This window comes from Actinoallomurus sp. CA-142502, from assembly GCF_050936355.1.
Taxonomy (GTDB): domain Bacteria; phylum Actinomycetota; class Actinomycetes; order Streptosporangiales; family Streptosporangiaceae; genus Actinoallomurus; species Actinoallomurus iriomotensis.
Genome location: NZ_JBNJMY010000001.1, coordinates 4,643,616 through 4,658,308 on the forward strand (window position 1 = coordinate 4,643,616; position 14,693 = coordinate 4,658,308).

Annotated in this window: 9 protein-coding genes; 3 read left to right on the plus strand and 6 right to left on the minus strand. The window is 69.4% G+C overall.

Features of this window, described 5'->3' with window-relative positions; all coding sequences use genetic code 11:
- Positions 1–2: 2 nt before the first annotated feature.
- The gene (locus tag ACQEV1_RS22270; protein ID WP_433395750.1) at positions 3–1,823 is read right to left on the minus strand and encodes a HAMP domain-containing protein; all 1,821 of its coding nucleotides are present in this window, start codon (positions 1,821–1,823) and stop codon (positions 3–5) included.
- A 360-nt stretch (positions 1,824–2,183) separates the two neighbouring features.
- On the opposite strand from ACQEV1_RS22270, the gene ACQEV1_RS22275 reads away from it, so the two are divergent.
- The gene (locus tag ACQEV1_RS22275) at positions 2,184–4,661 is read left to right on the plus strand and encodes a WD40/YVTN/BNR-like repeat-containing protein (protein WP_285619607.1); all 2,478 of its coding nucleotides are present in this window, start codon (positions 2,184–2,186) and stop codon (positions 4,659–4,661) included.
- Positions 4,662–4,708: 47 nt separating this feature from the next.
- On the opposite strand, the gene ACQEV1_RS22280 is transcribed toward ACQEV1_RS22275, so the two are convergent.
- A complete protein-coding gene (locus tag ACQEV1_RS22280; RefSeq protein ID WP_433395753.1) occupies positions 4,709–5,320 on the minus strand; it encodes a hypothetical protein in 612 nt (203 codons plus the stop codon).
- Between the two features lie 305 nt (positions 5,321–5,625).
- Between ACQEV1_RS22280 and ACQEV1_RS22285 the strand changes: the two genes are divergently transcribed.
- Both ACQEV1_RS22285 and ACQEV1_RS22290 read left to right on the plus strand, forming a co-directional pair.
- Positions 5,626–7,038 carry a phospholipid carrier-dependent glycosyltransferase gene (locus ACQEV1_RS22285; RefSeq protein WP_433395755.1) on the plus strand — a complete coding sequence of 471 codons (1,413 nt, stop codon included), beginning with the start codon at positions 5,626–5,628 and terminating at the stop codon, positions 7,036–7,038.
- 221 nt (positions 7,039–7,259) lie between these two features.
- Positions 7,260–10,736: a phosphodiester glycosidase family protein gene (locus tag ACQEV1_RS22290; RefSeq protein ID WP_433395757.1), complete on the plus strand. Its 3,477-nt coding sequence runs from the start codon at positions 7,260–7,262 to the stop codon at positions 10,734–10,736.
- Between the two features lie 99 nt (positions 10,737–10,835).
- On the opposite strand, the gene ACQEV1_RS22295 is transcribed toward ACQEV1_RS22290, so the two are convergent.
- The 4 genes from ACQEV1_RS22295 to ACQEV1_RS22310 form a co-directional block, all read right to left on the minus strand.
- Positions 10,836–11,639 carry an SDR family NAD(P)-dependent oxidoreductase gene (locus tag ACQEV1_RS22295; RefSeq protein ID WP_433395759.1) on the minus strand — a complete coding sequence of 268 codons (804 nt, stop codon included), beginning with the start codon at positions 11,637–11,639 and terminating at the stop codon, positions 10,836–10,838.
- Positions 11,636–12,487 (minus strand): carbohydrate ABC transporter permease, encoded by an 852-nt coding sequence (locus ACQEV1_RS22300; RefSeq protein ID WP_285619600.1) that lies wholly within the window; start codon positions 12,485–12,487, stop codon positions 11,636–11,638. Before ACQEV1_RS22300 ends, ACQEV1_RS22295 begins: the two co-directional genes overlap by 4 nt.
- Positions 12,487–13,362: a carbohydrate ABC transporter permease gene (locus ACQEV1_RS22305; protein ID WP_433395762.1), complete on the minus strand. Its 876-nt coding sequence runs from the start codon at positions 13,360–13,362 to the stop codon at positions 12,487–12,489. The genes ACQEV1_RS22300 and ACQEV1_RS22305 overlap by 1 nt, the downstream gene beginning before the upstream one ends.
- Before the next feature lie 65 nt (positions 13,363–13,427).
- The gene (locus tag ACQEV1_RS22310) at positions 13,428–14,693 is read right to left on the minus strand and encodes an ABC transporter substrate-binding protein (protein ID WP_285619598.1); all 1,266 of its coding nucleotides are present in this window, start codon (positions 14,691–14,693) and stop codon (positions 13,428–13,430) included.

Below are 14,693 nucleotides of genomic sequence, written 5' to 3' on the forward strand. Positions count from 1 at the left end.
GGTCAGTCGATGGGGATCTCCGCGTGCAGAGAGGTTCCCTTCCCGGCGGGGCTGGTGAGGTCGATGCGCCCGCCCAGGGCCTCAACGCGATCTCGGATACCGATGAGACCCGAGCCTTCGCCGAAGTCGGCCCCGCCGACGCCGTCGTCGCGGACGCACAGGTGTACGGTCCCGTCCCTTACCTGCATGGCGACGTGGACGGCGGACGCGTTCGCGTGTTTGGTCGCGTTGGTCACCGCCTCGGACACCGTGTAGTAGGCGGCCACCTCGGCGGGCTCGGGCAGGCGGCCGGGGAGGTTCAGGTCCAGCTCGATCGGGAGGCTGGAGCGGTGCCGGAGCGCCTTGAGCGCCGTCTCGAGTCCGCTGCGTGACAGGATCGCCGGGTGCAGGCCGCGGGAGATCTCCCGCAGGTCCTCGACGATCTCGGTCAACCGGCGGGAGGACGCCGCCAGCCGTTGTCTGGCCTGGCCGGCCGGCACCAGTTCTTGGATGGCGCACAGTTCCAGGCCGAGTGAGATGAGGTGCTGCTGCGTGCTGTCGTGCAGATTGCGTTCGATACGGCGGCGCGTCGCGTCGGAGGCGGTCACCATGCGTGCGCGGGACGCCCGCAGCTGTTCGCGGCTTTCGGCACTGGCGATCGCGGTGCCGATGAGCTCGGTGAACTCCACCATGCGCTTCTCAGTGCCTTCGGGCATCGGATCGTCGGACTTGCTGAGGACGAACACCATGCCCCAAAGTCGTCGGTCCACCACGATCGGGCAGCCGACTCCGGACTTGAAGCCGTGTTCGTGGCACCACCGGGCGATGTCGCTGGTGGCGTCACCGTAGGTGATCCGCGCAGGCCGGCCGGTCCGCATGATCTGTGACGCCACGGTCTCCCCCTCCAGGGGCCACCGTGAGCCGATGGGGACCACCGGCTCCGCCACGCCCCACGCGCCGAGGACGGTGAAAGTGCTGTCGGGTTCGAAGCGTTCTGTCACGCCGTACATCAGGCCCAGGACGCGGCCCATCTCAGCCGCCGCCGCGTTGAATATCGCCTCCGGCGGGGCACTTCGCGTGACGAGGGTGGCGATGCGCTTCAGCGCCCGCTGCTCCTCGGCGTTTCTCTGGACGGTGGCGCAGCTCTCCTCGAGGACGCCGGCGATCGTGTTGAAGGAGCGTTCGAGGACACCGATCTCACCGGGCGAGGTCTCGGGTACCCGCACCGTGAGCTCGCCCCGGGCAAGATCAGCGGCCATCGCGGAGACGCGGCGGACGGGCCGTACGACCGTCCGGCTCAGATGACCGGCGAAGAGAGGGACCGAGAGGAGGCACATCGCCGCGCCGATCAGAGAGATGATCACAGTGCGGGTCGCCGCGGCGTTCGCGTTCGCGGACTCCACCTCGATGGCTTCGCGCTGCGCGGCCGCGAAACCATCGAACCGCGTCCGAAGGTCACCCAGACCCCGCTCTCCTTCGTCGCCCCGGGGATCGACGCTCGTCGCCGAGGGGTTTCGTTGAGCGGCCAGGTAGGAGGAGCTCACTCGAACGATCTCGGCGGCGCGCGTGCGCTGGGCCGGACCGGCCGCCTCGGCGTGCCGCCGCAGCTCGGCGGACTCGGCGGCGAAGGCGGCGCGAGCGGTGTTCCACGGCTGCGAGAAGCGCTTGTCGCCGGTCATGATGAAGCCGCGCTTGTCCCTTTCCAAGTCGGCGGCCAGTCGTTCGAGGCGGTCAGCCGAGATAAGCAGCGCCTTCGAATGTCTCACCCGGCTTGTCGAGTCATTCAAATTGGCGATCGTCGTATATAGCACTCCGAGTACGCCGACGATGACCAGCAAGAACACGCAGCTCACAGTCAACATACGACGGCCGGTGACGCTGCCCGGCCGTAGCAGTGGTATCACCGCGCCCCCCTGATAACCGAAAACCACAAAACGCATCGGCCCCAATGTTTTTTACTCTACGGGGCGGCTCGCCACGTGCGGACCGCAGTTACTCACGTGGCGACGGGTGACGCGTGAAAAACCGGTTCCCGGTCGCAGATCACGAATCCCGGTGCCGGGGTGGCCTGCCGATGGCGGCCGTGGCGACGACAGCGGCCGTGGCAGCGTTTTGTCCAATATCGGACACCCTGTGCCTGATGACGCGCGCCTGTCTGATCTTTACCGTCTGGCCGGGAACCACGCCGACGGCCAGGAGGCGCAATGACGGACGATCATCCAGGCGAGACCGGACACGGCGCACCGGACTCGCCCCCTGAACTGCGGCAACGCTGGACCACTCCGAGACTCATCCTCGCGAGCGTGCTCTCCCTCGCGATCGTTGCTCTCTTCGTCCACGGGCTCACCGCAGCGAACAACGCGAGCGGCGGCGATCGGAGCGAAGCCGCCGCCGAACGCGTACACGGCGATGCCGACGGCGGAAAAGACGAAGGAGAAGAAGAGGGCGGGGAGGAAGAGGAGGAAGACGGCGGTCCGACGGCTCCGGCCGAGTACCTCACGCAGAAGTTCACCTCCGGCCACGACGTCGAGCCGGACCAGATCAAGCGCGCCCGGACGCAGGCCAGGGCGCTGAAGCCCGGCGGCGGGAACTGGGGGCAGGTCGGACCCACCAACGTCGGCGGCCGGGTCACCGACCTCGTCGTGGACCCGAACCACCCCAACACGTTCTACGTGGCGGTGTCGGGCGGCGGCATCTGGAGGAGCATCGACGCCGGTAAGACCTTCACCCCGGCCTGGCCGGTGGACCAGACGCAGACGATGGGGGCCATCGCGCTCGGCTCCGACGGCGCACTGTGGGCCGGCACCGGTGAGGCGAACCCGTCCGGCGGCGGCCTGACGTTCTTCGGCGACGGCGTCTACAAGTCGACCGACGGCGGTGCGCACTGGAAGCAGTGGGGTCTCACCGACAGCGGCGCGATCGGGAAGATCGTCGTCGATCCGGCGAACCCGAAGCGTGTCTTCGTCGCGGCCGCCGGCAACCTGTCCGGCACGGCCGGTCAGCGGGGCGTCTACCGGCTCGGTCCCGACGGCAAGAGCTGGAACCTGGTGCTCAAGACGCCGAACAACACCACGGGCGGCATCGACCTGGCGCTCGACCCGACGAACGGCGACCGCGTCTACGCCGTGTTGTGGGACCACAAGCGCAACAACGGCGCGCGGGTGTACGGCGGGGTCGGCTCCGGCCTGTTCCGCTCCGACGACGGCGGCGACCACTGGAAGCGGCTGGAGAACGTCGTCGGCACGCACCCGGCCGACACCACCGGCACCGGCCTGAAGAGCGACGCGAGTCTCGGCCGGATCGGTGTCGCGATCGCCCCGAACGATCCCAAGCGCGTGTACGTGGTCAGCGGCAGCCCGTACGGTCCGGACAAGGGTTTCTACGTTTCCAATGACGGCGGCGACACCTTCACGCCCGGCGGCCGGCCCGGCTCCTCGGGTGGCTACCAGTGGTGGTTCGGGCGCATGTGGGTGGATCCGAAGGACGAGAACCACCTCTTCAGCGCCGACGTCAGCCTGCGTGAGTCCAAGGACGGCGGCGCCACGTGGTCCGACTCGGGCGGCGTGCATTCGGACCAGCACGCGATGCAGTGGGACCCGAAGGTGGCCGACCGGATCTACCTCGGCAACGACGGCGGGATCTACCGTTCGGACAGGAACGGCGCGAGCGGCTCCTGGGTCCATGCGACGTACGCGCCGTGGAACCAGTCGTACCACCTCGCGGTGGCGGCGGACGACCCGAACCGGCTCGTCTCGGGCCTCCAGGACAACGGCAGCGTCCGTACCTGGACCAACACCGCCGGCGCGTCGGACCTGTCGCAGTGGAACGCCTACGGCGGCGGCGACGGGCACAACGTCCTGATCGACCCGAGCGACCACGACATCTACTACGAGTGCTCGCAGGTCGGCGTGTGCACGCGGCACGAGGACAGCGACGGCACCTCACGCGGTTTCCGGTTCGGGCAGCGGCATTCCGCGCGCATCACGACGGACGCCCCGATCGTGCTCGACCCGAGCAACCCGTCGGTGCTGTACTTCGGCGGCAACGTGCTGGACCGCTCGACCGACCGCGGCGCGACGTTCACCCAGATCAGCCCGCCCGGTGACTACCTGACCGGCCCGGTGCCGCCGGACGAGGACGACCAGGGACCGTTCTACGCGAACCAGTACGCCACGATCACCTCGATCGCGCCGGCCAAGGCGGACGGAAACACGATCTACGTGGGCACCGACACCGGCCGGCTGTGGAGGACGACCGACCTCGGCGCGCACTGGACCGAGTTCACGGGCAAGGGACTCCCGGTCCGGTGGGTCAACGCGATCGTCGTCGACCCCGCCGACGCCGGCCATGTGTACGTCGCCTACTCCGGCTACCGGGAAGGCGACACCGCGGCGAACGTGTGGGAGACCACGAACGGCGGCGACAGCTGGCACAACATCAGCGGCAAACTGCCGAACGCGCCGGTCGAGATGCTCACCTACGACCAGGTGAGCCACCAGCTGTACGCGGCGACCGACTACGGCATCTTCTACGACAAGAACGACAAGAAGAACTGGAAGCGCCTCGGCAACGGCCTGCCCGACACCCCGGTGTTCGACATCAAGATCACCGGAGACCACCGCACGATCTACGCGGCGACGTTCGGCCGCAGCGTGTGGAAGATCCCGGTTCCGAACAACTGACCACGGCGGGCGGGGACGGACCTGACATCCGTCCCCGCCCGTGTGGCTCATTCAGGTCCGCTGTCGGAACGGCCGTGCCAGTCGATGGTGTACGAGGGCCCGTAGTACTTCTGAAGGTGCTGCCCTTCGGAGCGGTACAGCGGGAACTTGAACTTGGAGCCGTCGGGCCAGGTGATGGCGCGGGTGCGGAGGTTGATCTCCGGGCACTGTGGCTTTCGCGCCTGCCAGAGGATTCGGGGCGGCTCGGCGTCGGCCGGATCCATGTAGGTGGATCCGGTGTCCACCACCGCGAGGCTCGACGGCGAACAGACCAGCCAGGGCCCCTTCGCGCGCCGGAGCTTGTCCAGGAGGTCGAGTGCCATCGCGTCCGCCGGGCCGGTCACCCGGATCTCCCGCCGGAACGGGTTTCCCACGCCGCCGGCGGTGAAGAGCATGAAAACGTTGATGACGAGGCCGGCCATGCCGCGTGCGATGTTCCAGAAGAAACGGCGGACGAGCCGCTTCCCCTTGACGGTGCCGTCCAGCCGCCTGCCGGGCACGTCGAATCCGGGGTCGCAGTTCTCGTCCATGCGTAGCGCGATCACGGGTTCGCGCCACTGGCCTCGCATCAGCTGCTCGACACTTTCCCGGAACTCGGGACGCACCAGAATCCGGTCCACTTTGGCCTGCGTCCGCTGCTCGAATCCGGCCGGCCGCGGAGATTTCCGCGGTTCCGCTCCGTGCTCCGGCCCTCGTCGATTACTTGGTGGAACCACGGCTCGCACTCCAGGGGTTGGCGGTGTTCATCTGTTGACGCCCTTGGTTCGCCTGCCGGCGGTCTGATGGACATGGTCTCGTCATCTTCGCGGCTTGGCGGGTCTGGCAGGCTACACGTCGTTCTGGATGAGAATTTCTCATAATCGAGCGTGCTGGGGAGTGGCCGGTGTCCGGTCCGGCGGAGCCTTCGTCCGTTGAGCGTCGCGTCGTGGTCGGTCGTGTGCCGGCGGACTGGTGGGGTTCGCATCGGGGGTTCGCCTGTGTGCTGGCCGCCGCGGCGTTGTTGCGGGTCGTCGCGTTGGTGGCCTTCCCGCCGTTGTGGTTCAACGACAGTTTCGACTACACGCGGATCGGGTTGCATCCGTTCCCACATCCGTTGCGGCCGGACGGCTACGGGTTCTTTCTGTGGTTCCTGCGTCCGTTCCGCAGTTTCGTCCTTGTCGTGGCCGTGCAGCACCTGATGGGGCTGGCCATGGGGGTCATGGTGTACGCGCTGGTGCGTCGCCGCTACGGACGTGCGCGTTGGGTGGCGTGCCTGGCCGCGGCACCGGTGCTGTTCGACGCGTACCAGGTGCAGCTCGAGCAGCTGGTGATGTCGGACGTGTTGTTCATGTTCCTCAGCCTCAGCGCGGTGACCGTGGCGCTCTGGCGGCGGAGGCCGACCTGGCGGGCCGGGATCGCCTCCGGTCTCCTTCTGGCGCTGGCGGGCTTGACCCGTACCGTCGGCCTGCCGCTCGTCGCGCTGCTCGTCGTCTTCCTGCTGGTGCGGCGTGCGGGCTGGCGTACGGTCGTCGCCGTCGCCGGGGCCGCGGCGCTTCCGGTCGCCGCGTACGCGTTGTGGTTCCAGTCCGCGACGGGGCATTTCGCGATCACGAACGTGGACGGTGTCTTCCTGTGGGGCCGTACGGCCGCGTTCGCCGACTGTTCGAAGATCAAGCCGCCGCCTGATCTGGCGATGATGTGCCCCCGCCGGCCGGTGGGGGAGCGGGAGGCCTCGTCGTCGCAGATCTGGGAGAAGGGCTCGCCGGTCGCGAGCCTGGACGACGCGGCGAACGTGCGTGGCCGCCGGTTCGCGCTGGCGGCGATCGAGGCCCAGCCGTGGGACTACGCCGCCACCGTCGGCGACGGGCTGAAGCTCACCTTCGGCTGGACCCGCCATGACTACCCCAAACACAGCGTGTCGCGGCTGTACGAGTTCCCTGTCGACACCAGAACACAGCCGGGTTATCCGCTCATGCAGGGCAAGGAGTCCGCGGCCGTCGTCGCCTATGCCGGCCCGGGGCCGACCGGGTCGATCCACGGTCCGTACGCGGGCTGGCTGCGGACCTACCAGGGCTGGATCTTCGTCCGGGGTCCCGTCCTGGCCTTCATCCTCCTGCTGGGCCTCACGGCCCTGCGCCGGCGGGAGCGTCTGGACGCGGCCCTGGCCTGGTCGGTGGCCGCCGGCCTGCTGATGGTTCCGTTGCTGACCGCCGACTTCGACTACCGGTACATCCTCCCGGCCACCCCCATCGCCTGCGTCGCCGCGGCACTCGCCACCCGCAGGACCCGGCCGAGCGAAGCGGGAGAAGGCGAGTCGTCCGCCGGACAACGAGCCCGGGTACCCGCCGAACCCCGGTAGAAAAGGTCGGCCGGACCCCGGCGGCCTCAGATGCGGGCCTCCGCTGGCGTCGCCAAGGCTCGGCACGGTCAATTCCTCGGGAGTTCATGAGGCGGCCGGAGTGGAGCTATGTCTGCTTTCGGGTGGTTTCTGAAGATCAGGCGCGCCCAAAGATCGATTTGGGCGTAGCGGGGTGGCGTTGCCCCCCGTTCCTTGTCTGATTCGAGGTACATGTGAGAAAGATGGTCTTGAGCCATCGGTCGTTGCTGGTGGCGTTCGCCGCGGCGACCATCGCGGTGGCCTCCCCGGTCGCCGCGCACGCGCAGGGCAGTCCGCCCGCGCCGGTCACCGGTGGGATCCCACTGATCGACACGACCGAGATGATCGGTCCGGGCATCAGCCTGCGGCACCTGAAGGCGCTCGCCCAGTCAGGCTGGTACGACGGGCAGTTCATGACGGTGGACCTGTCCAACAGCGCCGTCAGCACCGACCTGCTGACCTCCGGACCGGTCGCATCCGGCGGGCCGCTCAGCACGGCCGCCAACAAGGCCGGCGCCGTCGGGGGCGTCAACGGCGAGTTCTTCGACATCGGCAACTCCAACGCGGCGCTCGGTGGCGAGATCCAGGACGGGCGGCTCGTCAAGACCGCCGACATCGGCGGCCGCCAGCACGTCGGCGTCAGCGCCGACGGCATCGCCCAGCTCGTGGACCTCACGGTCAACACGGCCGCGAACTTCGCGGGCGCGGACCACAAGGTCCTGTCGATCAACGCCGCGAACGGCGGCGGGGTCCCCGCGGACGGCATGATCGCGTTCACGTCCGCGTGGGGCACCTACAGCCGCAACCGTGGCCTGACGAGCGTGGCCAACGACCAGATCGCCGAGGTCCTGGTGGAGAACGGCAAGGTCGTGTCCGTCACGCCGAACGGTCCCGCGGGCTCGGGGACGATCCCGGGCGACGGCTTCGTACTCGTCGGGCGCGGTGCCGCGGCGACCGCGATCCGCGCGCTGAGGCCCGGCGACCCGGCGACGCTCAGTTACGCGCTCGCCGACAACCTCGCCAAGAAGATGAAATTCGCGCTCGGCGACGGTGGCACCATCGTCTCCGGCGGCAAGGTCGTCGACGGTCTCGACACCTCGATCGCCCCGCGTACCGCGCTCGGCTTCAAGGACGGCGGCCACACGCTCGTGCTCGCCACCTGGGACGGCCCGGGCGGCACCGGCAAGGGCGGCATCGGGATCGACGAGGAGGCGCGTGAGCTCGTCACGATGGGCGTGCAGACCGCGGTCAACCTCGACGGCGGCGGCTCGACCACGATGGTCGCCCGCGCGCTCGGCGCGGACGACGCGACCGTCCGCAACGTCCCGTCCGACGGACACGAACGCGACGACCCGAACGGCGTGGGGGTGTTCGTCTCCAAGGGCGACGGCAAGCTGCACCAGCTCCTCGTCAACCCCGCGCCGGGTGCGGCGTCCGCCGACGGTGGCGTCAAGACCTTCCCCGGGCTGCACCGTACGCTCGTCGCGGAGGGCATCGACGACCACCAGACGCCGGTGACGGTCAACCCGAAGTCCGTGCGGTGGTCCGCGCCCGGAGCGTCCGTCACGGGCGGCACGCTCAAGGCCCCGGCCAAGGCCGGGCCGCACGGCACGATCACGGTCAACGCGCAGGTGGGGCACGAGAAGGCGCGACAGAAGGTGACCGTCCTCGGCCCGGTCGACAGCGTCGAGCCGTCGTCCGAGCGCCTGTCGATCGCCGACGCGACGCCCGCCGACGCGACCACCGTCTCCGTGACCGGCCGCGACGACCAGGGCTACACGGCCCCGATCGACCCGCAGGACCTCGCGCTCGACTACGACCACGGCGTCGTCGCCATCCAGCCCGTGGACGGCAAGCTGAAGATCACCCCGCTCACCGACGCGGCCACGATCCTCACGGTCTCGGTGGGCGGCAAGTCGGTCCGGCTCCCGATCACGGTCGGCGTTCAGACCAAGACCGTCTACGACTTCGACGACGACGTGCTCGCGCGCTGGCGCAACAACAGCACCGCGGCCACGAAGTTCTCGGTGGATCCCGACGGCCTGCGGATCGACTTCGACGCGATGCGCAACGTGGGCATCACGGCGGCATCGGCGGCCCAGCGCATCCAGGTGTCCGGCCAGCCGCTGCGCCTGCGGGTACGGATCAAGTCGAGCATCAACGTGCCGAGCGGGCTGACCTACCTGGCCTACACGGACGCGAACGGCAAGGGCAACGGCGTCTACGGCACCGCCCTGACCGCGAGCGACGACTGGCAGTACGCGACGTTCACGCTGCCGGCCAACGCGGCGTTCCCGATCGCGATCTCGGGCTTCCAGGGCATCAACACGAGCGTCGCCCAGCAGAAGGCGGGCACGTTCGTCCTGGACCGCGTCGAGGCCGACGTTCCGACGTCGATCGACCTGCCCGCCCAGCCCGACCTGCGGCCCGACCCGCTCGTCTCCGACGACGGCTCGCTGCTCCAGGGCCACGACACGTGGCAGTTCGCGACGCTGTCGGACGTGCAGTTCACGGCCGACAACCCGGCGCTGTCCCAGGTCGCGACGGCCGCCATCGAACGGATCCGCAAGACTCACCCGGACCTGATCGTCCTCAACGGTGACATCACCGACCGTGGCCTGCCGCAGGACCTCGCGCTCGCCCGCCAGGTGCTCACCAACGCCGGGTGCGACCTCATCCCGGTGGGCAAGGAGCCGTCGGCGAACAGCACGCCGGATCCGAAGACCGGCTCGATCCCGTGCTACTACGTGCCGGGCAACCACGAGTCCTACGGCCTGGGCAACGTCCAGTCCGATCTGACGAACTTCATCAAGGAGTTCGGCCGGCCGTACCGGACGTTCGACCACAAGGGCACGCGGTTCATCCTCCTCGCCAGCTCCCTCGGGTCGCTGCACGGGACCGCGTGGGACCAGCTCCCGATGATGCGGAAGGCGCTCGCCGACGCGAAGAAGGACCCGTCGGTGCACAACGTCATGGTCTTCGCCCACCATCCGGTGGACGACCCGAGCGAGACGAAGGCCAGCCAGCTCGGCGACCGCGACGAGGTCGGGCTCATCGAGAAGATGCTCACGGGCTTCCGCGACTCCACCGGCAAGGGCGCCGCGATGGTCGGATCCCACGCCCAGGTCGCCAACGTCCACCGCGTCGAGGGCGTCCCGTACACGGTGCTGCCGTCGTCGGGCAAGGACCCGTACGGCACGCCGGATCGGGGCGGTTTCACCGGCTGGGTCGACTGGTCCGTCGACTCGAGGAAGAGCGCGGACCAGCGGTGGATCGAGGCCGACGTCCGCGCCTTCGCGCAGGGCATCACGCTCGACGCCCCGGACTCGGTCGAGGTGAGCGAGACCGCGCAGATCTCGGGCAGCATCGTTCAGCCGGAGGGTGTCTCGACCGGCACGCGTGTGGTGCCGCTGCGGTACCCGATGTCGGTCGGCTGGAGTGGCTCGTCCAACCTGGCGATCGGCAGCGGGAAGGCGGCCATCGACGAGGCTCGCCACAAGGGCAGGGTCGCGATCCTCGACCCGCGGACCCGGACGCTCACCGCGCTGCGAAGCGGCTCGGTGACCGTATCGGTGACGAACGACTCGATGCGCCCCTACACCGACGACGGCTCGCTCGCACCGATCACGACCTCGAAGACCATCAAGGTCGTGCCGTCCACGGGCGACGGGCCACGGTGAGGATCGGTGCCGCCGGCCCGGCGGGTCGGCCGACACCGTGACCGCACCGGGGTGGACGCGGCCTGCGTCCACCCCGGTGCCGGCCGGCGGGCGACGCGGTCAGGTGTCCTCCTGCCGTCGCGGGTCGTCGCGGTAGTGCAGGGGCGGCCGATGCCAGGCCGCGCGCAGGCCGGTCGAGACGACGGCGGCGGGCGAGGTGACGACCAGGCCGCCGTCGACCGGCAGATCGACGCCGGTGACGAACGCGCTGCGGGATCCGGCCAGGAACGCCACGGCCTCCGCGACGTCGTCCGGCCGGCCCACCCGGCCCAGCGGGTACGGCTCGACCAGCAGCGCGCGGTCGACGGCGTCGTCGGGCCCGTCCTCGCCTTCGGGGAGGACCAGACCGGGCGACACACTGTTGACACGGATCCCGTGCGGGCCGTACTCGACGGCGAGCTGCCGGGTCAGGGCGTGCACCGCGCCCTTGGCGGCCGTGTACGCCGCGTGCCCCGGATTGCCGACGAGCCCGTTCACCGACGCAACGTTGACGATCGAACCGGACCGGGCCCGCAGCATCGCCGGCAGCACCGCCCGGGTCGCGGCCTCGACCGGCTTCAGCACTCCGGCGAGCGTGGCCTGCCAGTCCTCCGCCGACGACTCGTGCAGGGCCCCCCGCCGGTACGCCGCGGCGTTGTTGACCAGTGCGGCGATCGGTCCGGCGCCGAGCACGCCCGCCATGGCCGTGGCGTCGGTGGCGTCGGCGGTGACAGCCCGGACGTTCGCCGTACCCGTGAACCCGCGCAGGCCGTCCTGGTCGCGGTCGACGGCGACGACGTCGAAGCCGTCGCGGACGAGTGCCTCGACGACGGCCGCGCCGATGCCACGGGCCGCCCCGGTGACGACGGCGGTGGGTCGGGTCATCCCTTCGTCGCCCCCGAGGTGAGGCCGCGAACGAGCATCGGCTCCAAGAGGACGAACAGGACGATCATCGGGATCATCGACAGCGTGCCGGCGGCGAGCATGCCGCTCCAGTCGATGTCGTGGGCGCCGATGAACGAGGTGACGCCGACGGGCATCGTCCAGCCGTCGGGGTTGGTGATCAGCGTGCGGGCGAACAGCAGGTCGCTCCACGAGAGGATCGCGGCGTACACGGCGGTGGCGCCGAGGCCGGGCAAGGTCAGCGGCATCACGACCCGCACCAGCGCGCCGAGCCGCGTGGTCCCGTCGATCATCGCGGCCTGCTCCAGTTCGCGCGGCACGCTGTCGATGAAGCTCTTCAGCATCCACGTGGTGAACGGCACTGTGATCGTGATGTCGGCGAGGATGAGCGAGCCGAGGCTGTCGATGAGGCCGAGCTTGCCGAACACCACGAACAGCGGGATGGACAGCATCGTGCCGGGCAGCATGCGGGCGAGCAGGAGGGTGTACCCCACGCTCGTCGGCCCCACGCCGCTGAAGCGGGACAGGCTGTAGCCGGCGAGCAGCGAGATCACCATGCTGATCACGCTGACCGCGGCGGTGACGATGAGCGAGTTCAGCATCCAGTGCGCCACCGGGCGCGCGGTCAGGTCCTGGACGAAGGCGTGCAGGGTCAGCCCGTGCGTCGGGATCAGCGGCGGATCGGTCGAGAGCGTGATCGACGTCGGCAGGAGCGCGCCGACGATCATCCAGTACACGGGGAAGATCACGATCGCCGCGACCACGGCCGTGACGACGAAGGTGATACCCCGGCGCCGGCCGGAGCCGGCCGCCGCTCGCGTCGATGCCATCAGAAGAACTGCTTTCTCATGATCGGGAACACCGAGGCGACCACCACGAGGGCCAGCACGACCGACAGGATGCCGAGGGCGCTGGCCGAGCCCGGGTGGAAGAAGGAGAACGCTTCGGTGTAGATGCGGATCGCCCAGGTCTCGGTGGCGCCGTCCGGCCCGCCGCCGGTGAGCGGATAGATGAGGTCGAACGTGTGGAACGTCCACAGGCCGGTGAGGATGATGCCCAGGACGGTCGTCCCGCGGATCGCCGGCCAGGTGATGTAGCGGAACCGCGCCGCCGCCGAGGCGCCGTCCACGCGGGCGGCCTCGTACAGCTCGTCCGGGATCGCCTGCAGCGCGGCGAGCAGGATCAGAGTGAAGAACGGGAAGCCCTTCCACACGGTCGGCGCGATGACGGCCGCGAGCGCGGTGGACGGGTCGAAGTACCACTGGGGGCCGTGCTCGGTCAGCCCCACCGATCGCAGGATCCAGTTCACGACGCCGTACGACCCGTCGAGCATGAAGAGGAAGACCACGCTGGCCACCACCCCCGGCACCGCCCAGGGCACCAGGATCAGTGTCCGCAGGAGCCGGCGGGCGGGCATGTCGCGGCTCAGGAGCAGCGCGGTGCCGAGCCCGATCAGCAGGCTCAGGAACGTCGAGATGACCGTGTAGAGCGCCGTGATCCAGAGGCTGTGGTAGGTGTCGCCGTCGGTGAGGACGTCGACGTAGTTGCTGATCGACCACGGTTCCTGGCCGATCGCCGAGATGTTCATCGCCCGGCCGTCGCGCAGGCTCATCTCGACGACGAGCACGACCGGGTAGGCGATGAGGCCGAGGACGAGCAGTGCGGGCGGGCTCAGCAGCGCGTAGGGGTACCCGCGCTCCCGCACGCGCCCCCACCGCGTCCGAGGGCCTCGGCGCCGGACGCCGCGGCCGGCGGCTGTCAGGTCCGTCATTACTTGATCGCTCCGTTGACCTTGTTCTGCAGATCGGCCATGACCGTCGCGGTCGGGGTCGACGACGTCTGCAGGCGGACGCAGGCGTCCATGATGAGCTTCTGGACTTCGCTGAAGTTGGTCACGATGTCCTTGTTGTCCGGTGTGGCGTCGACCGCGCTGTCGGTCACCGACTGGAACAGGCCCAGCTCAGGCCGCTTGTCGATCATCGCCTGGGTGACGGCTCCCCTGCGCGGCGACGGCACGCCGTAGAGCTGCGCGTACGACGCCTGCGTCTGGGGCGTGGTGAGCGACTTGATGAACTCCCACGCCATGTCGGCCTTCTTCTTGCTGGCCTGGGTGGAGACGTGGATGCTGTTGGACGGGTAGCCGGGCTGCTGGACGAACGGCGCCTTCGCGAGCTTGACGTGCGACTTCACGGACGCGGCCGCCTTGTCGAGGCCGGCGTACACGAACGGTCCCTCGATCATCATCGCGATCTTGCCGTCGAAGAACAGCGTGCGCTTCTGCTCGGACGGCACACCCTTGGGGGAGTACCTCGCCAGCGTGCGGTAGTCGTCCATCGCCTTGACCACGGCGGGGTCGGTGAAGCGCAGTTTCTCCCCGGCGCTCCAGCCGCCGCCCGCGCCGTAGACCATCCAGGTGGCCTCGCTGTACGTGCCGGGATGCGAGGTCGTGGTGGCGCCGTAGCCGTACACCCCGCCGCTGGTGAGCTTCGCCGCCGCGGCGATCAGCTCGGGGAACGTGGTCGGCACCGCCACGCCCGCGTCCTTCAGCAGCTTCTCGTTGTAGTAGAGGACCGGGGCGTACCCGAGGACGAGGAGGCCGACGTTGTGGCCGTCCCACATCATGGTCTTCTGGACCTTGGTCCAGTTGCCCAGTATGTCGGTGCCCTTGAGCCGGTCATCGAGGTTCGCCAGCCAGCCCTGCGCGGCGAACGAGCCGAACGTGGTCGTCGGCAGGTGCACGATGTCGGGCGCCTTGCCGGCCGAGAACCGCGAGGTCAGCGTGTCGGTGTAGGTGGCGAACGGCACCTGCTGCAGTTTGATCGTCACCTTGGGGTGCGTCTGCTGGAACGACGCGATGGCCTGTCGCCACCAGGTCTTGACGCCGGCCTCGTCGCCCTGCCAGGTGGGGAAGTCCAGCGTCATGGTGCCGTCGGAGGAGGTATCACCGCCGCCGCACGCGCCGAGCGCGCCGGCGCCCGCGACCGCGAGGGTGCCGAGTCCGGCCCTGTGCAGGAACTGTCGTCGATCCAAATTCAT

Coding starts and splice junctions, on each gene's coding strand:
- ACQEV1_RS22275 (WP_285619607.1), top strand. CDS start 2,184: ATGACGGACGATCATCCAGGCGAGACCGGACACGGCGCACCGGACTCG.
- ACQEV1_RS22290 (WP_433395757.1), top strand. CDS start 7,260: ATGGTCTTGAGCCATCGGTCGTTGCTGGTGGCGTTCGCCGCGGCGACC.
- ACQEV1_RS22295 (WP_433395759.1), bottom strand. CDS start 11,639: ATGACCCGACCCACCGCCGTCGTCACCGGGGCGGCCCGTGGCATCGGC.
- ACQEV1_RS22300 (WP_285619600.1), bottom strand. CDS start 12,487: ATGGCATCGACGCGAGCGGCGGCCGGCTCCGGCCGGCGCCGGGGTATC.
- ACQEV1_RS22310 (WP_285619598.1), bottom strand. CDS start 14,693: ATGAATTTGGATCGACGACAGTTCCTGCACAGGGCCGGACTCGGCACC.